Origin of the sequence: Nostoc sp. FACHB-110 (assembly GCF_014697425.1) — a bacterium.
Lineage (GTDB): Bacteria > Cyanobacteriota > Cyanobacteriia > Cyanobacteriales > Nostocaceae > Nostoc_B.
Genome location: NZ_JACJRU010000008.1, coordinates 179,637 through 201,636, shown reverse-complemented (window position 1 = coordinate 201,636; position 22,000 = coordinate 179,637). Strand labels below are relative to the sequence as shown.

16 protein-coding genes, 1 tRNA gene and 1 CRISPR repeat array (1 of these 18 running past the window's edge) are annotated in these 22,000 nt (G+C 42.0%); of the genes, 8 read left to right on the top strand and 9 right to left on the bottom strand.

The genetic code is table 11. The features are described from left to right. Positions 1-100 precede the first annotated feature (100 nt). From clpB to H6G69_RS10840, 3 genes are all read right to left on the bottom strand, one after another. Positions 101-2,719: an ATP-dependent chaperone ClpB gene (gene clpB / locus H6G69_RS10850; RefSeq protein WP_190685772.1), complete on the bottom strand. Its 2,619-nt coding sequence runs from the start codon at positions 2,717-2,719 to the stop codon at positions 101-103. 255 nt (positions 2,720-2,974) lie between these two features. Next, on the bottom strand, positions 2,975-3,133 hold the full coding sequence (locus H6G69_RS10845) for a YqaE/Pmp3 family membrane protein (protein WP_190685769.1): 159 nt from the start codon (positions 3,131-3,133) through the stop codon (positions 2,975-2,977). 413 nt (positions 3,134-3,546) lie between these two features. Next, positions 3,547-4,656: an S-(hydroxymethyl)glutathione dehydrogenase/class III alcohol dehydrogenase gene (locus H6G69_RS10840; RefSeq protein WP_190685766.1), complete on the bottom strand. Its 1,110-nt coding sequence runs from the start codon at positions 4,654-4,656 to the stop codon at positions 3,547-3,549. Between the two features lie 701 nt (positions 4,657-5,357). On the opposite strand from H6G69_RS10840, the gene H6G69_RS10835 reads away from it, so the two are divergent. Then, positions 5,358-6,641 carry a valine--pyruvate transaminase gene (locus H6G69_RS10835; RefSeq protein ID WP_190685763.1) on the top strand — a complete coding sequence of 428 codons (1,284 nt, stop codon included), beginning with the start codon at positions 5,358-5,360 and terminating at the stop codon, positions 6,639-6,641. A gap of 88 nt (positions 6,642-6,729) precedes the next feature. Next, complete coding sequence (gene rimM / locus H6G69_RS10830) at positions 6,730-7,374, top strand: ribosome maturation factor RimM (protein ID WP_190685760.1); 645 nt, start codon at positions 6,730-6,732, stop codon at positions 7,372-7,374. Here the strand turns inward: rimM and H6G69_RS10825 are convergent. From H6G69_RS10825 to H6G69_RS10810, 4 genes are all read right to left on the bottom strand, one after another. Continuing rightward, a complete protein-coding gene (locus H6G69_RS10825) occupies positions 7,357-8,376 on the bottom strand; it encodes a serine/threonine-protein kinase (protein WP_190685757.1) in 1,020 nt (339 codons plus the stop codon). The genes rimM and H6G69_RS10825 overlap by 18 nt on opposite strands. Positions 8,377-8,531: 155 nt before the next feature. Beyond that, positions 8,532-9,422: an alpha/beta fold hydrolase gene (locus H6G69_RS10820; protein WP_190685755.1), complete on the bottom strand. Its 891-nt coding sequence runs from the start codon at positions 9,420-9,422 to the stop codon at positions 8,532-8,534. Between the two features lie 47 nt (positions 9,423-9,469). After that, a complete protein-coding gene (locus tag H6G69_RS10815; protein ID WP_190685752.1) occupies positions 9,470-9,661 on the bottom strand; it encodes a hypothetical protein in 192 nt (63 codons plus the stop codon). 104 nt (positions 9,662-9,765) lie between these two features. Further along, positions 9,766-9,915, bottom strand: coding sequence for a hypothetical protein (locus H6G69_RS10810; protein ID WP_190685749.1), 150 nt, complete (start codon positions 9,913-9,915; stop codon positions 9,766-9,768). A 199-nt stretch (positions 9,916-10,114) separates the two neighbouring features. On the opposite strand from H6G69_RS10810, the gene H6G69_RS10805 reads away from it, so the two are divergent. From H6G69_RS10805 to H6G69_RS10785, 5 genes are all read left to right on the top strand, one after another. Beyond that, a complete protein-coding gene (locus tag H6G69_RS10805; RefSeq protein WP_190685746.1) occupies positions 10,115-11,032 on the top strand; it encodes a histone deacetylase in 918 nt (305 codons plus the stop codon). A 238-nt stretch (positions 11,033-11,270) separates the two neighbouring features. Next, on the top strand, positions 11,271-12,410 hold the full coding sequence (gene gshA / locus H6G69_RS10800) for a glutamate--cysteine ligase (protein ID WP_190685743.1): 1,140 nt from the start codon (positions 11,271-11,273) through the stop codon (positions 12,408-12,410). A 375-nt stretch (positions 12,411-12,785) separates the two neighbouring features. Then, positions 12,786-13,247 (top strand): tRNA (cytidine(34)-2'-O)-methyltransferase, encoded by a 462-nt coding sequence (locus H6G69_RS10795; protein WP_190685740.1) that lies wholly within the window; start codon positions 12,786-12,788, stop codon positions 13,245-13,247. Between the two features lie 742 nt (positions 13,248-13,989). Then, positions 13,990-16,263 (top strand): peptidoglycan DD-metalloendopeptidase family protein, encoded by a 2,274-nt coding sequence (locus H6G69_RS10790; RefSeq protein WP_190685738.1) that lies wholly within the window; start codon positions 13,990-13,992, stop codon positions 16,261-16,263. Between the two features lie 169 nt (positions 16,264-16,432). Then, positions 16,433-16,506, top strand: a tRNA-Met gene (locus H6G69_RS10785). Between the two features lie 415 nt (positions 16,507-16,921). On the opposite strand, the gene H6G69_RS10780 is transcribed toward H6G69_RS10785, so the two are convergent. After that, entirely contained in the window at positions 16,922-18,136 is a 1,215-nt protein-coding gene (locus tag H6G69_RS10780) for an RNA-guided endonuclease TnpB family protein (RefSeq protein WP_190685735.1), read from the bottom strand. 61 nt (positions 18,137-18,197) lie between these two features. Here H6G69_RS10780 and H6G69_RS10775 point away from each other — a divergent pair, with 61 nt between their 5' ends. Further along, positions 18,198-18,377 (top strand): hypothetical protein, encoded by a 180-nt coding sequence (locus H6G69_RS10775; protein WP_190685732.1) that lies wholly within the window; start codon positions 18,198-18,200, stop codon positions 18,375-18,377. 167 nt (positions 18,378-18,544) lie between these two features. Here H6G69_RS10775 and H6G69_RS10770 read toward each other — a convergent pair whose 3' ends face one another. Beyond that, positions 18,545-20,524 (bottom strand): primary-amine oxidase, encoded by a 1,980-nt coding sequence (locus tag H6G69_RS10770; RefSeq protein ID WP_190685729.1) that lies wholly within the window; start codon positions 20,522-20,524, stop codon positions 18,545-18,547. A gap of 137 nt (positions 20,525-20,661) precedes the next feature. Then, a CRISPR array of direct repeats spans positions 20,662-22,000; the repeat unit is 37 nt; unit sequence GTTTCAGTCCCCGTGAGGGGAATTAGTGGTTAGAAAC (it continues 2,021 nt past the right edge of the window).

The following is a 22,000-nucleotide window of genomic DNA, read 5'->3' as shown; positions in this document are numbered from 1 at the left end:
AAGACAACGAAATCCAGCTTTCTTGGCAACAGAACCCGATAACAACCCATAAAAAAACGCAAAGACACATCTCTGCGTTTTTTAGTGAAACAATCTGAAATTAGCTGCTGAATACTTCAACAGGCAAACGGCTAAAAGCCAGACGTTCATTTTGTACATCGACAAAAATCGTGTCGCCATCATTAAATTCGCCGCGTAAGATGGCTTTGGCAATTTGGGTTTCTAACTCGCGTTGAATCGCCCGCTTTAGTGGACGCGCCCCAAATACTGGGTCGTAGCCTACCTCTGCTAAGAAGTCAAGGGCAACATCGGCGAGTTTGAGGGAAATCTTGCGATCGCTCAACCTTTCTCTTAATCTTCCCACTTGCAACTGGACAATGTGCCGCAGTTCTTTTTTATCCAAGCTGTGGAAGATGATCAGTTCATCAATTCGGTTGAGGAATTCTGGCCGGAAGCTATTGCGCATGGCTTCCATGACACGATGGCGCATTTCGTCGTAGCGAGAATTATCCCCAGCAATATCGAGAATGTACTGTGAACCGATGTTACTGGTCATAATGATAATTGTGTTCTTGAAGTCCACGGTGTGACCTTGGGCATCAGTGACGCGTCCATCATCGAGAATTTGCAGGAAGATGTTGAAGACATCGGGGTGGGCTTTTTCGATTTCGTCAAACAGAATCACTGCATAAGGGCGACGGCGGATTGATTCGGTGAGTTGTCCGCCTTCTTCGTAACCGACGTAGCCAGGAGGCGCACCGATTAAGCGAGAAACTGCGTGTTTTTCCATATACTCGGACATATCAATCCGCACCAGTGCATCTTCGGTGTCGAACATATATGTCGCCAAGGCTTTCGCTAACTCGGTTTTACCTACACCAGTCGGCCCCAAGAAAACAAAGCTAGCAATGGGACGATTGGGGTCAGCAAGTCCAGCACGCGATCGCTGAATCGCATCAGCAACGGCGGTGACGGCTTCATTTTGCCCAATTACCCGGCGGTGTAATTCATCTTCTAAATGCAGCAGTTTTTCTTTTTCCGATTCTACTAACTTGCTGATAGGAATTCCTGTCCATTTAGAAATAACTTCGGCAATATCAGATTCGGTGACTTCTTCGCGCAGTAATGATTTACCACTTCTTTGGGCGTTGGCTAATTCACTTTCGGCGATTTCGAGTTTGCGATGCAAATCAGTTAAGTTGCCGTATTTTAATTCAGCAGCGCGGTTGAGGTCGTAGTTGCGTTCTGCTTGCTGAATTTCTAAATTTACCCGTTCAATTTCTTTCTTAATGGACTGAATTTTGTTGATAATGTCTTTTTCAGACTGCCATTGGGCACTGAGAGTTCTTTGTTCTTCTTTGAGGTCGGCAATTTCTTTTTCTAATCTTCCCAAGCGTTCACGGGAAGCCGCATCGCTTTCTTTTTGCAAAGATAATTTCTCCATTTCTAATTGGAGAATCTTGCGGTCGATTTCGTCGAGTTCTTCTGGTTTGGAGGTAATCTCCATTTTCAACCGGGCGGCGGCTTCGTCTACTAAGTCGATGGCTTTATCTGGCAAAAAGCGATCGCTAATATATCTCCCAGACAATGTAGCGGCAGCTACTAAAGCACTATCGGAAATTTTCACCCCGTGGTGGTTTTCATAGCGTTCCCGCAAGCCACGCAAAATCGAAATTGTATCTTCAACGCTGGGCTGATCGACGTAAACTTGTTGGAAACGTCTTTCTAAGGCGGCATCTTTTTCGATATATTTGCGATATTCATCTAAGGTTGTCGCCCCAATACAACGCAATTCACCCCGCGCCAACATTGGTTTTAATAAGTTACCCGCATCCATCGCCCCTTGGGTTGCACCCGCACCAACAACAGTATGAATTTCATCAATAAATAGAACTATATTGCCGCCAGATTCGGTAACTTCTTTTAAGACTGCTTTTAGGCGTTCTTCAAATTCACCACGGAATTTTGCCCCAGCAATCAAAGCTCCCATATCCAAGGCAATGAGTTTGCGGTCTTTGAGGGATTGAGGCACATCACCAGCGACGATGCGTTGGGCGAGTCCTTCTGCGATCGCAGTTTTACCTACACCAGGTTCGCCAATTAATACGGGGTTATTTTTGGTACGGCGCGAGAGAATCTGCACAGTACGGCGAATCTCATCATCCCGGCCTATCACTGGATCGAGTTGACCTTTACGCGCCGCTTCTGTGAGGTCGCGTCCATATTTTTCCAGTGCTTCGTATTTACCTTCTGGATTTTGGTCGGTCACTTTCTGGTTCCCTCGAATTTGTTTAATAATATTTTTCAGCTTGCCTTCGTCTAAACCGAATTCTTGCAGTAGACCCTTACCAAAACGGTCATCTTTGGCATAACCAAGCAATAAGTGTTCAATGGAAATATATTCGTCTTTAAATTCTTTGCGATAATTATCAGCCCGGTCTAGCAGTGTGTCTAAGCTGCGTCCTAAAAAGACAGAACTGCTGCTACCCGATACCTTTGGCTGACGTTGGAGAAATTGATCGGTGCGATCGCGGATTTTTTGCAGATTCACACCCGCCTTGGTTAAAATACTGCTGGTTAGCCCTTCTTGTTCTAGCAGTGCTTTTAGCAGATGTTCGCTTTCGATTTGTTGTTGGTGATATTGTTTAGCAATATCTGGTGTGTGGGCGATCGCTTCCCAAGCTTTTTCGGTAAATTGGTTAGGGTTAGTAGGTTGCATAGGCCGTTTGAATAACCACTCCAAATATGAAGCGCAGAGAAAACAAATTCTTATATGGTTATTGTATGAAGCGGAGCGCAACTAACTGGATCGGTCTTCACGTCTTGGAGAAGTAGTATTATTACCTGAACAATGAATATTTTGCCAACACATCGAGGCGCAACCTTCAGGTTTTGCCAAAATTGTCACAATGCTTGATGAAAACCACTATTGTTTACGTACTATCTGCAATTGGTGATCATCAAGCGATCGCGATTATTTCCTAGCAATTATCCAAACTGCGTGTACAATCCCCGGAATATACCCAAAAAATGTCAACAGGATATTAATCCAAAAATCTTTCCCTAAACCTACTTGTAAAAATACTCCCAAAGGCGGTAGAAAAATCGCCGCTAGAATTCTCAATAAGTCCATGTAAGCCTCCTATCAGACTATGATTTATACTCCTCAAAGATAGCATTGCCAGAATGTAGTCAATCTTATGCTAACTATAGGGCTTTCTCTGCGTTGTTTATCTTGAGTGCGATCGCTTGCAACAAGCTGTTAGTGATAGTGATTTACAGAAGAGTCAGTTTTGTTTTTATATCGTTATTATATGAAGAAAAATGCAACTGTTTGGATCGGTCTTCACGTCTTTATCCAGTAGCATCACCTTAACTATTTACAAATTTCATCGGTCTTTCGGTAATTACGCCACAGAATTGGGCGGTTAGAAACCGCATATACACAGACAAAACCCGCCTGCGCGGGTTAGTAAACTGTTAATTTTAATTAGTCCGCGCAGGCGGATGCGTGCTTGTATAGCCGCGAATTCATTCACTCTAAGCCTAAAATGTCACAACAGTGCGAATCGATTCGCCTTTGTGCATCAAGTCTAAGGCATCGTTAATTTGCTCAATTGGCATAACATGGGTGATTAAATCATCGATGTTGATTTTGCCATCCATGTACCAATCAACGATTTTCGGTACATCTGTCCGCCCTCTAGCACCACCAAAGGCTGAACCTTTCCACACTCTACCAGTAACTAGTTGAAATGGACGAGTGCTGATTTCTTGTCCTGCACCAGCTACACCAATAATGACGCTCACACCCCAACCTTTATGACAGCATTCTAGGGCTTGACGCATGACTTTGACGTTACCAATACATTCAAAAGTGTAGTCAGCACCGCCTTTAGTTAAATCAACTAAGTAACTAACTAAATCACCTTCAACTTCTTTGGGGTTAACAAAGTGTGTCATGCCAAACTTTTCGGCTAAGGCGCGCTTGCTGGGATTTATATCTACTCCCACAATCATATCGGCTCCTACCATTCGCGCGCCTTGGATGACGTTTAAGCCAATACCACCTAAACCGAAAACTATAACTTTTGCCCCTGGTTCGACTTTAGCTGTATAAATAACTGCACCAATACCTGTGGTTACGCCGCAGCCGATGTAACAAACTTTGTCAAAGGGGGCATCTTCTCGAATTTTGGCAACGGCAATTTCTGGTAGCACTGTATAGTTAGCAAATGTAGATGTCCCCATATAATGGTGAATCATCTCTCCACCAATCCTAAAACGGCTAGTACCATCTGGCATGACACCGCGCCCTTGGGTAGAACGAATTGCTTGACAAAGATTGGTTTTTAAGCTGAGACAATATTCACATTGGCGGCATTCTGGGGTGTATAAGGGAATTACATGGTCTCCAGGTTTAACGCTGGTGACACCAGCACCCACCTCAACTACCACACCAGCACCTTCATGCCCTAAAATTGCCGGAAACAAACCTTCAGGGTCAGCACCCGAAAGGGTATAAGCATCGGTGTGGCAAACTCCAGAAGCTTTAATTTCTACTAAAACTTCTCCAGCTTGTGGCCCTGATAATTGCACAGTTTCAATAGTTAGCGGCTTACCCGCGCCGTAAGCTACTGCGGCTTTAACTTCCACGCGTTAGCCCTCCTATATAAATTGGGAATAAATTATCATTCTGAGCGTAACAAAGTGTAGGGTAGAGGCGATCGCATCTACGTTCTGCGTTACTGCACTCAGCATGATACAACAAAAATTATCCTGCAATTATCCAACGCCCCAATTCGCAATTACAAATTGGCATAACATCAAAACAGAAGTTGCTACAGCTTGCGCGAAACACGCAAATGTTAAAACAGAAGTTACTTCAAAGAAAGCGCAAGTTAAAGCCGAAGCAGCAAAAAAATTGTAGGTTGGGTGAAGCGAAGCGTAACCCAACAAAATTCTGAAAGTGTTGAGTTTCACTGCGTTTCACCCAACCTACCTTGAACGCACTATTTTAGTCTAACCATTAGGGTGTGTTAGAGGATGTTTTAAAAGTCCTCTCGTTGGCAGCAAAACATTCAACCCCCCTTAAAAAGGGGCGGCTAATAACTTTCTTTTACCCCCTTTTTAAGAGGGTCGCCGTAGGCGGGGGGATCTAAATTTAGAATTTTGAAAAAGACTATTAAGTAATTTCGAGGGTTGACAGATACACTACTGGATATGAACTAAAATTGCATTTTCTTGTGAGATTGGTACATTAGTTACAGGCGGCAAAGCAGGAAGATGATATCTATCCGCCGCATGAATTTCTAAATTTTGTCAACCCCTGAGTTATTCCTTATTTTACAAAGCTTATGAACCCTGCCCTAACGAAAATTGGCGCTCAAATGTCCAACCTTACTGGTGTGCGCGCGATTATGAAGGACATTGTAGAAACGTTGCAAGCAAGTCAAGGGCAGGAATTAATTAATTTGAGTGCGGGAAATCCGTTGATTTTGCCAGAGGTGGAACAGCTGTGGCGAGATGCAACAGCCGAACTGTTGGCGAGTTCTGAATATGGGGAAGTAGTTTGTCGTTATGGTTCAAGTCAAGGTTACGCGCCTTTAATTGAAGCGATCGCAAATGACTTCAACAAACGCTATGGTTTAAACTTAACCCCACGCAATATCTTAATTACTCCCGGTAGCCAAACTCTCTACTTCTACGCTGCTAACGCTTTTGGTGGTTACACAGTCAACGGTGAACTCAGACAAATTGTTTTACCTTTAAGTCCCGACTACACAGGCTATGGTGGTGTGTGCTTACATCCAGAGGCTTTAGTCGCCTACAAACCAACTCTCGATATTGATGCAGCTAACCACAAGTTTAAATATCGCCCTGACTTTAGCCAGTTGTCGGTGACAGAAAATACTGGCTGTATTATCTTCTCTCGTCCTTGCAACCCTACAGGTAACGTGATGACTGAGGATGAAGTGAAGAAAATTGCTGCTTTAGCTGCGGCTTACAATGTACCTGTGTTGATTGATTCGGCTTACGCGCCTCCTTTCCCGGCATTAAACTTTACAGATATGCAGCCAGTGTTTGGCGACAACATCATTCATTGTATGAGTTTGTCAAAAGCTGGCTTACCAGGAGAACGCATCGGTGTAGCTATCGGTGATGAGAAGTTGATTCAAGTTCTAGAGTGCTTCCAGACAAATATGTGCATTCATCCCTCGCGGTATGGACAGGCGATCGCTTCTCGTGCTATCAATTCTGGTAGTCTGGTACAAATCTCGGAACAAGTTATTCGTCCTTTCTACCAGCAGAAATTTACAGTTCTCGAAAGCACCCTAGAATCTGCCATGCCTAAAGATTTACCTTGGTTCCTCCACCGTGGAGAAGGTGCGATCTTTGCTTGGTTATGGTTGAAAGATTTACCCATGACTGACTGGGAATTTTATCAAGAACTGAAAAAAGTTGGTGTCATTGTTGTTCCTGGTAGTACCTTCTTCCCCGGTTTGAAAGAAGAATGGCAACACAAACACCAATGTCTCCGCATTAGTTTGACTGGTAGCGATGATGAAATCGTATCTGGTATGCAACGACTAGCCAAAGCCGTAGAACAAGCTTATCAGCGTGCGGTTGTGAGTGCTTAGTTGATAATTCGTAATTCATAATTCGTAATTCGTAATTATGAATTACTCTGCTAATTCTGCTGTGGTTTAATAACTTGAATCAAAGATTATGAATCGTGAACAAATAAGTCAACAGCAGGGAAGGAAGAAAGCTGGTGGAAAAGTGAAGACTCAATCCCCGGAGAATCCAAAATCTCAAATCCAAAATTTAAACTTAGATGATTGGTTAACAATTGGAAAAATTGTTGCACCTCAAGGTTTGGCGGGGGAATTGCGGGTTTATCCTGAGACTGATTTTCCCGAACGCTTTGAAGAACCGGGAAAACGATGGATGTTGCGTCCGGGAGAGACAGAACCGCAACCAATAGAATTATTGAGTGGTCGTTATTTAGATGGCAAAAATTTGTATGTAATTAGAATAGCTGGTGTAGACAATCGCAACCAAGCTGAAGAATTACGTGATTGTCAATTATATGTGCCTGCAAGCGATCGCCCCGAATTAGGTGAAGATGAATATCATGTGGTCGATTTGATTGGCTTGGAAGTTTTTCTTCAAGAGTCGGGGGAATTGTTGGGTAATGTGGTAGATGTTATCCCTGCTGGCAATGATTTATTAGAAGTGCAGTTAATTGCCAGTGAGAAAAAACAAAAAACAGTTTTAATTCCCTTTGTGCGAGAAATTGCCCCAGTGGTAGACTTACAAACTAAGCGGATTGAAATTACACCGCCTCCAGGACTATTGGAAATCAATTAAAGCTTTGCTTTCTTTAAATTGCTGGGCTGCCCCACCCTGTTGAGAAAAGACTAAAGTTGCACCTGCTACTGCTAACATCCCAAAAACTGCTAACCCTAGCATTGCTGCTCGTTTTTTTAATTGGATAGTAGCAAGTAAAATCTCAAACAAAGTAGCATTCCCTATCACTGGAATGGGTTCCAGGGCTGCTAAAGCGACAGCTGCGTTAGGGTAGCGGTCTTTGGGGTTAGGTTGCACCATTGTCAACAACCACGACCGAAAACGGGGATTTAATTGCTGTGATAATTTAGGGAATTGCCAGCGATCGCCATTCGCCATTAACTTACTAATATCGCTCGCGCGGGTATTAGTAAGTAAGCAAATCAATGTAGCCCCTAAACTATACAAGTCAGCAGCCTGGGTGAGTACATAACCAAACTGTTCTTCTGGTGGTAAAAAACCAGGTGTGCCTGTAGATAAAGTACTAAAAGCAACTTCTGTACTCTGTCTACTAGCCAAACCAAAATCAACCAAATAAGCATTGAATTGCTCATCCACTAAAATATTTTCTGGTTTAATATCTCGATGGATAATGGGGTCAATTTGTGATTGCAGATACACCAAAATTTCTAAAATTGATATTGCTATCTGCTTAACTTCTGCTGGTGAAAAATCACGTTTTGTCCCTAAAGAAGAAGCATTTTTATACTCTTGGACTAAACAAAAACTTGCCGCAGTGACAAAACAATCAACGTAGCGAGGAATGCGCGGATGATTAAGTTGCTGCAAGATAGCAATTTCTTGTTCATACGCTTTGAAATCTGACCAGTCTGTAGCGGCATTATCAAAGCTGAATTCTTTAATTACTACTAGTTTTTGAGAATGACAAACACTAGCCAGGTAAGTAATACGTCCGCCTTCCTGGTTTTGCCCTAGTTCTCGCACAACTTGATAGCCTTGCGTCGAGAAATCGGGATGTTGACTGACGGGAATTGTCCCTTTATTCCGCACATCAAGCTCCATTAAACACCACCTGAGTTTGATTTTGTCAAGGTGCAATTCAAAAGGTACTCACCCGGTAAATGAAGGATGAATTATGAAGTATGAAGTCTGAAATGATTACTTCATACTTCACACTCGCCTGCGGCAAGCCGCTACGCGTCTACATACTTCATACTTCAGACTTGTGCTAACCAATCAAGAATTTGGGCGTTGACAATACCTGGAACCTCATCGTGAGGACAATGACCGGCATTTGGGATAGGAACAATTTTGATATCTTTGCCATTATCACGCGCCTCTTGGTAAATCTTTGCCCCAGTAATGGGTGTCCAAGGATCAGCAGCACCCCAAACTACCAATAATGGACGTTCTACTTTAGGTAAAAGTTCCTCGGGACTGGGGCCAGGCGGTGCAGTCAGAATTGATGCAAAAACTTGTTGCGCGCCTGGATCACAGGATGGTGTATAAAGTAAATCAACTAATTCATCTGTAACGGCAGTGCGATCGCGGTAAACTTGGTAGAGTGTGCGGCGAATTTGATGTTTTTGGCGAATGCGGTTAAAGACAAATTTACCAGTAAGAGGCGATCGTACAACTCGGTTAAAAGTCGCCATCACAATGCGTAGCGGCGGGTTCAATTCGTGGGGACGATGACTCAAACCACCCGCAGAATTAATCAAAACCCCACCAGCAGAAATCTCTGGATGTTCTGTTAACACTATCAAACTTATCAGCGCGCCAATCGAGTTCCCAATAAATACCGCAGGTTCTTGAATATGCTTCGTCCAAAAATCTTTCAGCAGTTCTACCCAAATTTCTACACAGTAATTCAGAGGTGGTTTATCTGAACCACCAAAGCCCAAAAGATCCACCGCAAAAACTCGGTAGCCAGCATCAGCTAATACAGGAATATTTTTTCGCCAGTGACCAATAGAAGCCCCAAAGCCATGAACTAACACTAAAGGCTTTCCCGTACCCATCACAGTGTATTGAATTTTGTGTCCCTGCCAAGTCCAAATTAGTTTTTCTAAAGTCACTGAAGGTAACTGCTGGGTTGTTAACGTCATTATTAAGATTCCTAAACTATTGCCTTATATACTAAAGTCTAGAGAATTTAGGGCAGAATGCGATTTTTAAACTCTTTTGAGAAGTTAATAGCTAAATCCGCAGATAAGTTTGACCAAGCCCCGTTGGGGCGGGGTGTGGGGTGTAGGGGTGTAGGGAAAATACAGCCCCAACAACCACGCTCGTACAAGCCCTGCCCTTGAGGGCAATTGTGTTGGTAGAGGATACAAGAACCTGACATCACCGTCTTCACACTCAGCCACACCCTACACCCTACACCCTGTTGTTGGCGCAACAACTAAAGCAGCAGCAATCCCAGCCAAGGCTAACCAAATAAAAGGTAGTCTATAGTAATGCTTGAAAAATAATCCTGGTTCCCGGTATATGTTTTTGAACCGTAAATTTTTTGATTTTCGGAAACAGAAATTTTTCACAAATTAATCCAGCTAATAACCCAGCCAGAATAAATGTGATTGGTAAAATCCATTGCATCATAACTACTTTTGATATTAGTTTATGTAAATAACACGACGTAAATTTTCCATTTAAAACATAGTTTTTATTTAATTGATATCTAGTACAGGTCGGCGTAAATAAACAGACTATCTAGAATTGCTAAAAGGCTTGTGGTATCGTTATTCTTTCTTTTTACTTTTGCCTTTTTGTACTAGTCCCGAGAAAAATATTATTTAAAATGGACTTGCCAATTATTTATCATCCAGATTATGTTGCACCACTACCTGAAGGACATAGTTTCCCGATGGTTAAGTTTCGTAAACTGTACCAATTACTAGTAGATGATGGTGTGGCACAAGCCCAACAGTTTCACACTCCAACGCGTCCGCCTCAAGAGTTAATTGAGCTAATACATACCCCAGAGTACGTTAGCGCCTATTGCGAAGGAACTCTAGACCCTAAAGTGCAGCGTCGGATTGGCTTGCCTTGGAGTCCTGCTTTAGTGAATCGTACCTGTGTAGCAGTTGGTGGTACAATACTTACTGCGCAGCTGGCTTTAAGTCAGGGTTTAGCTTGCAATACGGCTGGCGGTACTCATCATGCCTTTCCCAGTTATGGGTCTGGTTATTGTATTTTCAATGATTTAGCGATCGCATCCCGTGTTTTGCAAAAGCAGGGGCTTGTCCAAAAAATCCTGATTGTAGATTTGGATGTCCATCAAGGAGACGGTACAGCCTTCATATTTGAAAATGATGAAAGTGTTTTCACTTTCTCAATGCACTGTGAAGTCAATTTTCCTGGTACAAAGCAAAAAAGCGATCTAGATGTTCCCTTACCTGTAGGGATAGAAGATGATGCCTATTTGCAAATTTTGGCGAGTTACTTGCCAGATTTGTTAACAGATGTCAAGCCTGATCTAGTATTTTACGATGCAGGTGTTGATCCGCATATAGGCGATCGCTTGGGAAAATTAGCCTTAACAGATACTGGGCTTTTCCGTCGAGAAATGCAGGTTTTAACTACCTGTGTCAGTGCAGGTTATCCAGTCGCCTGCGTCATTGGTGGTGGTTATGCCGACGATATGAATTCGCTAGTTTGGCGACATTCTCTATTACATCGTGCTGCTAGCCAGACATATCAGCAATTTCGACTTTAAACAACAGCTTAGAACCATCACTCTTATTTTTCAACCTAATGTTATATCTAAATCTCCCTATTAAGAGAGAAAGAAAATTTATACTTTTACGATTAAGTGATAACTAAGAAATCAGGCTAAAAAACCGTCTTTGAAATTGCCTAATCAATGATTCTTAACGTTTAATAACAGGCAAAAAGACACAGAAAATCGTCTAATTCGATACAATTAATAGGCTAGGAGAGCCAAGGAGAACTCAGTGGTGCTATCAAAAGGCTTTGAAATCGAGATGTATACTGGCACACCTCAAGGTGAAATTGTTGGTCTCTCCGATAAAATTGTCGCAGACTTAGATGGGTTTATGCGGGAACCAGACAGCCGCAATGTAGAATACGTAACTAGTCCATTCACAAGTTACGAAAAGCTTTTGTGTGCGTTACTTCGTCCCCGCCGTGACTTGAGAAAGTACCTCCAGCGTTTAGGTAACTACACATTAATTCCTGGCAGTACCCTATCTTTGAGTGGGGGCGATCGCTTCTATCGTTCTGATCCTACTAACCCTTATCATGACTATATTGAGCAAACCTACGGCACTAACGTAGTTACCGCTAGCGTTCATATCAATATAGGGATTAGCGACCCAGAAGTGTTAATGCGGGCGTGTCGCGTCATTCGCCTAGAAGCCCCTTTATTTTTAGCCCTGAGTGCTTCATCGCCCTTTTTTAATGGCAAAGCTACAGGCTATCACTCTACTCGTTGGGGTGTCTTTCCTCAAACGCCTAAATATGTGCCTTTGTTTGAAAGTCATGCCCATCATATTCAATGGGTAGAAGAGCAATTAGTTGCTGGGACAATGCAAAATGTCCGGCATTTATGGGTATCAGTCAGACCAAATGGAGATCGCCGCCCTTACGATCTCAATCGCTTAGAACTACGAATTTGTGATTTAGTAACAGATCCCATCGCATTACTAGCAATTACCGCATTGTTAGAAGCGCGTTTATTGCAGATAATAGAGCATCCCGATTTAGATCCGCTTACTCAAAGCACCTTCTCCCCTGAAGAACTTATATCTTTAACCACTAACAACGAAATAGCAGCTGCTAGTGCTAGTCTTGATGCCCAACTCAAGCATTGGCAAGATGGCAGAACTATCTTAGCCAGAGACTGGATTGCTGAACTATATCATCAAGTGTGGGCGATCGCTAAACAACAAGGCTTTAGCTGTTTTCTTTCTCCCTTACATAAAATTCTCCGTGAAGGTAACGAAGCCCAACAATGGCTTCAATTACACAGCGTGGGTTTTGACTCTCAACGCGTCATTACTCAAGCAATTGTAGCCACCCAAGAACGAGAAATCGAATTAGAAAATAAATTGTGTTCTTCTTTATTAGCTTAATTGGGTTTAGGTTCTAACTATCTAGAACCTGACCCATTTATAGCGATATTGATAACAACAAGTAGTCTAGTAGTGTTAAAAGTAGCTTAGGTAGTTAAGACATAGATTAAGAGGAAATGTGGCAAGTTAATTAAAAGTTTTTGCCTTATGCGCAATTAATCTATTACTGGTTCAGGTAAAACAAAGTAATTTTGCCAAGAGTTCAATATATTCCCTCAAGCTTTTATGGGAAAATTGGCTAATTTTTTGTTTTAAAAAACTAATCTATGGAAATTGCGTGATAATTATTAACAAAACCTATGAATAGGCTATACCTTTTGATAGATTTTTATTTATCAAGATAACTTTTTATACAGTTACTCAGTGCAACAGACAATGCCTCAGGTAGTTTTAGTTAATCCCCAAATTCCCCCCAATACAGGAAACATTGCTCGTACTTGTGCAGCAACAGGTACAGAATTACATCTAGTAGGGCCATTGGGATTTGAAATTAGCGATCGCTACCTCAAAAGGGCAGGTTTAGATTACTGGCCTTATGTAAAACTGCACTATCACGAATCACTGGCAGCATTTAAAAGCCTGCATCAGCAACGGGGAGGTAGATGCTTGGGTTTCTCTGTCAGAGGGAGTTTTAATTATGTACAGTTTCAATATCAACCTGATGATTGGCTGCTATTTGGTAGTGAAACTACTGGCTTATCACCAGAAGCCTTATCAGCTTGTGATCAAACCTTATACATTCCCATGTTTGAACCTGGGGTGCGTAGCTTAAATCTTTCTGTAAGTGTTGCTGTCGGCTTGTTTGAATCGCGTCGCCAACTAGGTTACTTATCTTAGCTATTCGCTAAAAATCATACAAGTGCAAATACTGATAAAAACTAAAAAGCCTAATTATTTAAAGGCTTACGGCAATCAGTAAATATATTCTTACGCAAAATTTTTATCATTTTTATACGATATTAAGATATTTTTCAGTGTAAACACAGTGGAATGTCATCAGATAGCTGACATTTCATATAAGAAATTTATATAGGATTTTTGAGCATCCACCAGAATTGAATGATATATTTTGGTGAATTTGTCATATCTGCTCATAAAGAATAAAAAGCTGCAAAACCTTACATCACAAGCATTTATAATATTTTCACCGAATAAGTATATTTCAGGAGGACAAAAGTAGTTGAGAATTTGTACGGTTGTCTTTTAGGGAAGAATCAACGTAAAGTCTCGTGTTGGGAAGACGGATCGGGGATAAAAACCTTGAAGATATCTACAGCAGAGAGCATCGCTTTTTAAAAAGTCAATAGCAACTAAATTGCTGACACGCGAAACAGTTGCTAACACACATAAAAAGCAAAAGTTCTAGGGTGTGAGGAGTGGAGCGGACAAGTAAGCACAGCAACTTTATGTTTTGCTAACAGGTGTGAACTTGTCTAAATCAGAGAAGCAGGTTAATCTTGCGTAAGTATCTCTGATGAATGTGATCACGATCTATCATTCGATGTGATCTGAATCATTGACTAGTATCCGACTGCAAAATCGAGGTCAGTTAAGCGCTAGTGATCATAGGAGGTCGTCTTTGAAACGAGCATTGAAAAAAAGAGTAAAGGCTGTGCTGAAAAATACCCCCAGCAGTGATGCTACCCCGATCGAAACGTTAAGTATGGTCAGTGCTAAAACCCATCGTCGGGTTACTACGCAAGCGGCCATGATAGGTTTAGCTATCTCAATGGGGGCAACCAGCCTTCTAGTGACTCGACAAAGCGATCAAGCCCAAGCAGCGGCCCCCGTAGGCAGCCAAAAAGCAGCCTCTACAATATCTGCCGCTTCTGATACTGAGATGAAATTTGTTCCCACAAAGTTAGAGACCAAACTAGTATCCTCAGCGACCATACCTGAGAATCCTGTCATTGTGGAACCAACAGCAATTTCACAGTTGCCTGGGCTTGAAGCTAAATTACAAGTTGCGGCAAGTGGGATGTCTGTGCCAGTTCCAGCACCAGAGAATATTGCCAGCACAGCAGTAGACCAAAATTCTATTAATCAGCCACCGCAACTAGCTAAGGATAAACAAGCATTACAGCAAACTCTTAATGCTGGTACGCAAACCGCTTTGGGGGCAGATCAACTACCCACGACGGTGAATGAAAATACAGTCAACAGCGAAGATGTGAACGCGCAACTAAAAGCGCAACAAGAGTTTGCCCTATATCGCTTACAGGAAAAATCGAATCGTTTAAGAGCAAGTCTGGCGGAGTTGCGGTCTGGGGAGTCCAAAAATTCAGCTAAAACGATTGCATCGGCGCAGCAAACAACAGCAAAAGAGACATTGCCGCAGACCAGTGCAGAACAAGCAACCCCACAGTTACCCGCTCTTGTCGATGAAGACAAGACAAAATTCTTTCCTGAGGCTAAACAAACAAAGTCTCCTAGTGAGCAGGCACAACCAGTAGCAACCACATCTAACCTTGGGACACCACAAATTAAAGCCCCAGTAGATACTGATACAGCTTACGAAGTTAAACCAGGAGACACGCTAGCTGCGATCGCTAACAGATATAACACCACAGTTGCAGAACTAGCAAAACTCAACAATATCAGCAACCCAAATCAGCTGCGGATCAGTCAAAAACTAATTCTTCCTGCTGCTAAAACAAATGGCAATGCTGGAATTCCCATTCCAGTAGTTATGAATCCAGCTGTTGCCCAGTCTAACAATAATTTTAAAGTAGCATCTGTACCTGTTAGCACAGCTAGCACTGAGCCAAATTTATCGTTAGCGCCAGTTTCACCCAACCCTACTACCACACCTAACCCGCAGAAAATTGATATAGTCACACCTTCTGCTAGTGCTGACGCTTATGGTGTGGGTGGTGATACTCCAGTACCCAAAGTTTTTGCCGAACTACAGCCAGCAAAACAAATTGCACAAAACGCTGCACTCAACAGAGATAATGCCCGCTTGCGTAGTTTACAAGCAGAAATTCAAAAATTACAGCAGAAATACCGCGCCCAAGAATCAGGCAGTGTAGTAGCTGCTACTCCCACTCCGGCAATTGAAAATAATCGAGCTGCTATACCCATTCCTGTAGCTAGTCCCAGTAACTTGTCTGTCACCAAGCCAGTGTCGGGAACTAAGGATTTTGCAGTTCCAATTCCTGTTCCTACACCAGTTTTGCCAAGCTACACAGCCCAACCAGTTAAGCCTGAATTTCGTGCTACTCGCACCACTGACGAGCCAATCAACCCAGAATTTCTACCCAATCAAGCAGCACGTACATTTTCTCCTTACCAGAATACCTCTGGTAGTCGTGTAGCAACACCACCCATTGGTGTTAACGCTGCTGACTCTTTAGGTAGAATGCGGGGAACTAAGGTATCTCCTCAGTTACCACCTTTAGCAGCAGTAGAGCAATATCTACCAAAACCCGTTGATGAGGCTGTACCACCACCTTCTAGTTCATCTGTAGCCTACATTTGGCCAGCAAAAGGAGTCTTTACTTCTGGTTATGGCTGGCGTTGGGGAAGAATGCACAAAGGCATTGACGTTGCTAACGCTACTGGAACACCAGTTTACGCATCGGCAGACGGTGTAATTGAGAAAGCTGGCTGGAATAAAGGTGGCTACGGTAATCTTGTCGATATTCGCCATCCTGACGGCAGTATGACTCGCTATGGTCATAACAGCAAAATTTTAGTCCGAGTAGGTCAGCAAGTGCGTCAAGGCGAAACTATTGCACTGATGGGTAGTACAGGTTTCAGCACTGGGCCACACAGCCACTTTGAAATCCATCCCTCCGGTAAGGGTGCAGTTAACCCCATTGCCTTCCTACCACAACAGAACCGTATATAATCAATCCTTGGCTGTATCCAACTTAGTAATTGCCTTGTTATCTAGAGGGAGTTTACTCCCTCTTTTGCTTTGTTGGGGTTATTTATATTTATCTACAAAAATGAATTGCCAAATAGACTAGTCATGACCAAATGTGTATGCTATATTAAGAATTAATGCAAAAGCGTTAGGCTCAGTAGCTCAGTTGGTTAGAGCACGGGACTCATAAGCCTGGGGTCGTTGGTTCAAATCCGACCTGAGCCATATTTGAAAATCTTACTATATAAATGTTTCAGCCTTTAGTCATTATGTACATTCACAAACTGGATGTCGTTAGCATCAGGGTGCGCAGCTACTAGGGGCAGAAAGCAAGACTATCTTCCAATAGTCAAACTACCCTGGATTTTTCACAGTTCAGTGGTTAAAAAAAACATAAACTGCGGCGCTATTACTTATTTTATTGTCAAGGTTCAGATACTTAAGCAATAGGAAGGTGAGATCGCTAAATCTCTCGCTTTTTCTTGAAAGCTACCTCGAATCGTTTGTGAGCCTTGCTCTCTAGAAATGTTTATTGCTCTGATTATCCGAACCCTAAACACAGTCAAGTAAATTATCTGTTTTTCACGTCTCTAGTAATTGGCGATAGCTGGTTTTTTGTGACATACTCCTACACTGATGCTTAGCATACAGTGTAGGCTTCCAAGACAATCCGGCTATCGCTTAGGAGACTCTTGGCTTTCAGAACGGGATGCCCCACCGCTCTATTTTTTATATTTATAGCCGCATTATGGTCACGGTCAAGACTGCATCCACAATTGGGGCAATCGTGCCAGCGTTCATGCAACTTCTTAGGAACTTTGACACCACAATTAGAACAATCTTGACTAGTGCTGGACGCTTTAACTGGGATAACCAACAAACCAGCGTTTTCGGCTTTGTTTGTCAGAATTGACAGAAAACTTGACCACCCAGCATCAAGTACAGACTTTGCTAGTTTAGATCGTGAAAGTCCCTTAACATTCAAATCTTCAACCACTACAACATCATATTTTTTTAATAAGTTGTTAGCAGTTTTGAAATGAAAATCTTTGCGTTTGTCAGCAACTTTTTTGTGCTGTTTTCCTAACTGTTTAACTGCCTTTAATCTTCGGTTACTACCTTTCTTGCGACGAGAAACACGTTTTTGAGTAACTCTTAACCGTTTCTGCGCTTTGCGATAATGTTGAGGAATTGCAACAGTTTCACCTTCAGATGTTGTCAAAAATTCCTTTAGACCAACATCAACCCCGGTTATTGAATCAGCGTTGAAATCAGGCTTAATCGTTGGAACGGTTGAATCTTCCAGGCTTAGGGTTACATAGTATCCATCGGCTTTTTTGGTAACAGATGCGGTTTTTATTTTAAGTCCGTCTGGGATATGACGATGCAAAACGACTTTAATATTTCCCAGCTTAGGTAGAGAGATTTTACCATTAGAAACGCAATCAGGCTTGACCCTTGGATACAAGAAAGTTCGATAACGATTGCGTGATTTAAACCTTGGTTTACCGCTACGCTTGCCGTTGCTATCACCTTTTAAAAATCGGTCAAATGTAAATTTGACTCGCTTAACTACATCTTGCAAAACATCCGAGTAAACATCCTTGTAATGTGGATGTGTCTTTTTAAGCTTAGGAAGAGTTCTTTTTTGTCCCAAATATTCAGGATTATCCCGCAATTCTGGAAGATGACAAACAAGAGGGCAAGCGTTGACAGGACAACGATTTTGCTCATACCAATTAAATCTATCCGCCAACAAATAGTTATATTGAGCGCAGCACATAGACAACCATCGATCTATTTCTTGCGCTTGCTGTTTTGTTGGACGTAGTTTGTATTGGTATGCCGTTCTCACCTATTTGTTACCTCTGGCTATGGATATGATAGCATAACCGAGGATACATTGAGGGCATTTTATGAAAGAAGATTATTTAAGAATACGGATGAGCAAACGCAGGATGGATAAATTACGTTTGTATGCTCAAATGAAAGATACAACTATGACGCACATTATTGAGAATTTTGTAGACTCGTTAAAAATTCCAGATATTGATAACAACTCAACTGTCCCTCTCCCGCTCAATCCTGCGGATTGATGTGGTCAAGGGACGTTTCGTGTTTATCTCACCATTCCTCTCATCACCTCCCTTCGGGTAGGTGAGAGGCTCCTTGCTGTTTTAGCTGAATTTTCCTTACACACTTTTTGTCTTTTTTGTCAATGCTTAAGTCCTAAATCAGTCGGGGATCTGCGGGGACATGATAGTTATTCGGGTAAATTTATCACAGGATTGCGGCTAAAGAAACCACGAGGCAATAACTTGAAACCAACGCGATGAACAGGCATTACAGGCCAATCTTCAGGACGGGGTACGTGTGTCATTCCCATTGTGTACCAAACTACAATGTCTTGATTTGTTAATGATTCATTGTCAGCAATATATTTTGGTAAACCTTCTTTTGGTTGGCTTTGATTAGGATAATTACCAGCTGCATAAAGTTCATCTGGTTTATATTTTGTTACCCAAAAGTGATGTGTAGCAAATTCGGCTCGTTTGCGAATTTCTGCACCTTCGGTTGGGAAAAAGATTGTATTGCCAGTTGGCATTAACATATATGCAGTTCCCACACCGAGAGTATTCTTTTTATCGGTGCTGCTAATCATCCATTCTCGGCTATGTTTGGTATCAACATCACGGATGGCAGCTTTTTCTGTTGTTAATTCTGTGTTTTCTACTGCGATCGCATTTCCTATAGGATTTTTACCACTAATTGGTACAGAATTAACATTCATTTCTGTGACAGAATTTGCCTGTCCGTCTACATCCATGTCTAGGCGGTAATTAAAAAAGTGTTGATGGTTTACGCCAAAAATATTTTTAGCTAATAGCCGTCCATAGGAATTATCAAAAGATTCTGTTACTGAATTTGTCCCTTGGGCTAGAACAATTCCGCTTAACTCGTTTTGCACTTCTAAAGTGCCGTCTTGGTGAAAAATCCAATTGAGGCTGTAATCATAATTGTCAATTGTCGCCGTTATAGTTAACACTAACTCCCGATTGCGGCGGACATCATTACGTTGAGTATCATATCCATAATGTTTCCAAAGAATACCATTATCACGCTCATAAATACCAACAACTCGCGGCATAGTCACAGGTTCGCCTTGTTCGTTGGCAAATATCGCATCTAATAAAACTCCGTTGCTGGGGATATCTTTACCCAACTCCAGCGCATTCGCTAACACACCAAAGTTATATTCACCAACATCAAAAGCATTGCGAAATGACCAAGTAGGATCAGGATCACCATAAGGTACTACCATTTCTGATAGGCTACCACGATATAAAACTCGTCGTAGATTTTCTCCATCTTGATAATTTACTAAATACAACACTAAGCCATCACGCGGGTGCATTAAATAGCGAAATTTCCAACCTTGCCAACTAATTTCATTACCGTTAATTTGGAAGGTTTTACCATAAGGCTGAAAAAATCTTAACGGTTTTGGTGGTGTGAGTAATTTACCCAAAGATTTTAGATCATAGTCCCAGTTTTCTTTGGAGAATGGTACAATTCCTTTATCTATTAGACTGACGACTTTAGCTGTATTTAAATTAACTGTCGCTAATACACCTTCAATAGGACTACCGTAATAATTCCAGTTATTGCCTCGATAATAAGATAATCCACGAGCTAGGCGATCGCCTGTTGATTCTTCCTGTTTACTTAAGATTCCCGCCGCCCAACAACTAACTTTAACATCATCAAAATCTTTAATTCCCCTTCTTTGCATGGCTTTTTGCCATCGTTCATCAGCTTTAACAATTTGAGATGTTAACGCACATTCTGTATAACCTAAAGCGGCTTGAGCATTGGCTATTTCTTGCCAAGAATTCAGCGATTGCTTTTTTAAGTCTACTATCCCTTCGTAGGTTTTGTTTTGTAGGCGCTCGTATACTACTAAAAAAGCTTGCCGTTGAAATTCTTGATTGGGGGTAAAATTTAAAACTTCCTGTTTATCTGGTTCTTTTAAAGCCACAATCGAAAAAATAGCCATATCGCTTAACGATTTTGCTTTTTTAACTACCTCCACGGCTGTAGTAAGTTCTGTTTCTGTTAAGGGCGTTAAAGGGTGTAAAATCTGCGGTTGTTGAGCAGAGATTTTACTTATTATTCCAAAAAATATACTCAGGCAGATAATAATATTAATGGCTAAAACAGCAAACCGCAGTTTCTTCATCATCTGTCACTAGTAAACAAATAACTTCTATTTATTTCTCAGTATTAACTATATAAATCCGGTTTTATTTCCGAATGTAGTTGTGTATGCACAAATGTTAGTTTTATAAAAAACCCATAGATTTTGCCATCGGACAATTTCTTTTAGTCCCCGTGAGGGGAATTAGTGGTTAGAAACCGAGTTCTACCTTTTGAAGATGTGCCTGGGACTGGTAAGGTTTCAGTCCCCGTGAGGGGAATTAGTGGTTAGAAACCTTATATGATGTCGATGAATTCCGAAAGGGGGTTTATGAGAGTTTCAGTCCCCGTGAGGGGAATTAGTGGTTAGAAACGCTTCAAATAGCCAAGAGACACCTATTTCTGTGTTGGTTTCAGTCCCCGTGAGGGGAATTAGTGGTTAGAAACCTTCAAGGTCAAGCGTTATTGGCACAACTCATAAAGTTTCAGTCCCCGTGAGGGGAATTAGTGGTTAGAAACTGAATCGCTCGGCATCGTGTGGATAAATGAAAAAGATGTTTCAGTCCCCGTGAGGGGAATTAGTGGTTAGAAACTCAGCGTGACTGTTGGCAGTGGGTATCTTCGTAGTTTCAGTCCCCGTGAGGGGAATTAGTGGTTAGAAACTAGCGGTGACGTTTGGCGAATTCTGGCTGATGTCGAGTTTCAGTCCCCGTGAGGGGAATTAGTGGTTAGAAACCTTACTGCGGTAGATGACAATTCGCTGAAGTTGAGGTTTCAGTCCCCGTGAGGGGAATTAGTGGTTAGAAACAAAATAATCTAAGCAGTTGAATATGCACGTCAGACATTGTTTCAGTCCCCGTGAGGGGAATTAGTGGTTAGAAACCAAATACGCCACGGATAACCCAAAGCTGCCACATCATTGGTTGTTTCAGTCCCCGTGAGGGGAATTAGTGGTTAGAAACTTATTGTTTAATAGCTTTTAGTTCCCCCTAACCTGTTTCAGTCCCCGTGAGGGGAATTAGTGGTTAGAAACTGTCAGCGTCGGGCATCTTGATAAAAGTTGAGAAGTAGTTTCAGTCCCCGTGAGGGGAATTAGTGGTTAGAAACCCGCTAATAGTTTAATGAGCGAATGGTTAGGATTGTTTCAGTCCCCGTGAGGGGAATTAGTGGTTAGAAACTCTGTCTCAAAACTTTGCTAAGGCAAATATCATCGTTTCAGTCCCCGTGAGGGGAATTAGTGGTTAGAAACGTTTCTTTGTATGGTCAGTTCTTTGTTAATGGCGTGTTTCAGTCCCCGTGAGGGGAATTAGTGGTTAGAAACTTATCAAAGAACACCCATCATATATCACACTAGGTAGTTTCAGTCCCCGTGAGGGGAATTAGTGGTTAGAAACAATACTAGTAGTGGAAGTGTTAACCACATGTTCGTGTGTTTCAGTCCCCGTGAGGGGAATTAGTGGTTAGAAACTCTTGCGAGTACGACCGTAGAGATACGACGCAAAAGTTTCAGTCCCCGTGAGGG

Excerpts from the sequence above, each read along its gene's own strand:
- clpB (WP_190685772.1), bottom strand. The coding sequence starts at position 2,719 with ATGCAACCTACTAACCCTAACCAATTTACCGAAAAAGCTTGGGAAGCG.
- H6G69_RS10845 (WP_190685769.1), bottom strand. The coding sequence starts at position 3,133 with ATGGACTTATTGAGAATTCTAGCGGCGATTTTTCTACCGCCTTTGGGA.
- H6G69_RS10835 (WP_190685763.1), top strand. The coding sequence starts at position 5,358 with ATGAACCCTGCCCTAACGAAAATTGGCGCTCAAATGTCCAACCTTACT.
- rimM (WP_190685760.1), top strand. The coding sequence starts at position 6,730 with ATGAATCGTGAACAAATAAGTCAACAGCAGGGAAGGAAGAAAGCTGGT.
- H6G69_RS10825 (WP_190685757.1), bottom strand. The coding sequence starts at position 8,376 with ATGGAGCTTGATGTGCGGAATAAAGGGACAATTCCCGTCAGTCAACAT.
- H6G69_RS10820 (WP_190685755.1), bottom strand. The coding sequence starts at position 9,422 with ATGACGTTAACAACCCAGCAGTTACCTTCAGTGACTTTAGAAAAACTA.
- H6G69_RS10815 (WP_190685752.1), bottom strand. The coding sequence starts at position 9,661 with ATGTCAGGTTCTTGTATCCTCTACCAACACAATTGCCCTCAAGGGCAG.
- H6G69_RS10810 (WP_190685749.1), bottom strand. The coding sequence starts at position 9,915 with ATGATGCAATGGATTTTACCAATCACATTTATTCTGGCTGGGTTATTA.
- H6G69_RS10805 (WP_190685746.1), top strand. The coding sequence starts at position 10,115 with ATGGACTTGCCAATTATTTATCATCCAGATTATGTTGCACCACTACCT.
- H6G69_RS10795 (WP_190685740.1), top strand. The coding sequence starts at position 12,786 with ATGCCTCAGGTAGTTTTAGTTAATCCCCAAATTCCCCCCAATACAGGA.
- H6G69_RS10775 (WP_190685732.1), top strand. The coding sequence starts at position 18,198 with ATGAAAGAAGATTATTTAAGAATACGGATGAGCAAACGCAGGATGGAT.
- H6G69_RS10770 (WP_190685729.1), bottom strand. The coding sequence starts at position 20,524 with ATGATGAAGAAACTGCGGTTTGCTGTTTTAGCCATTAATATTATTATC.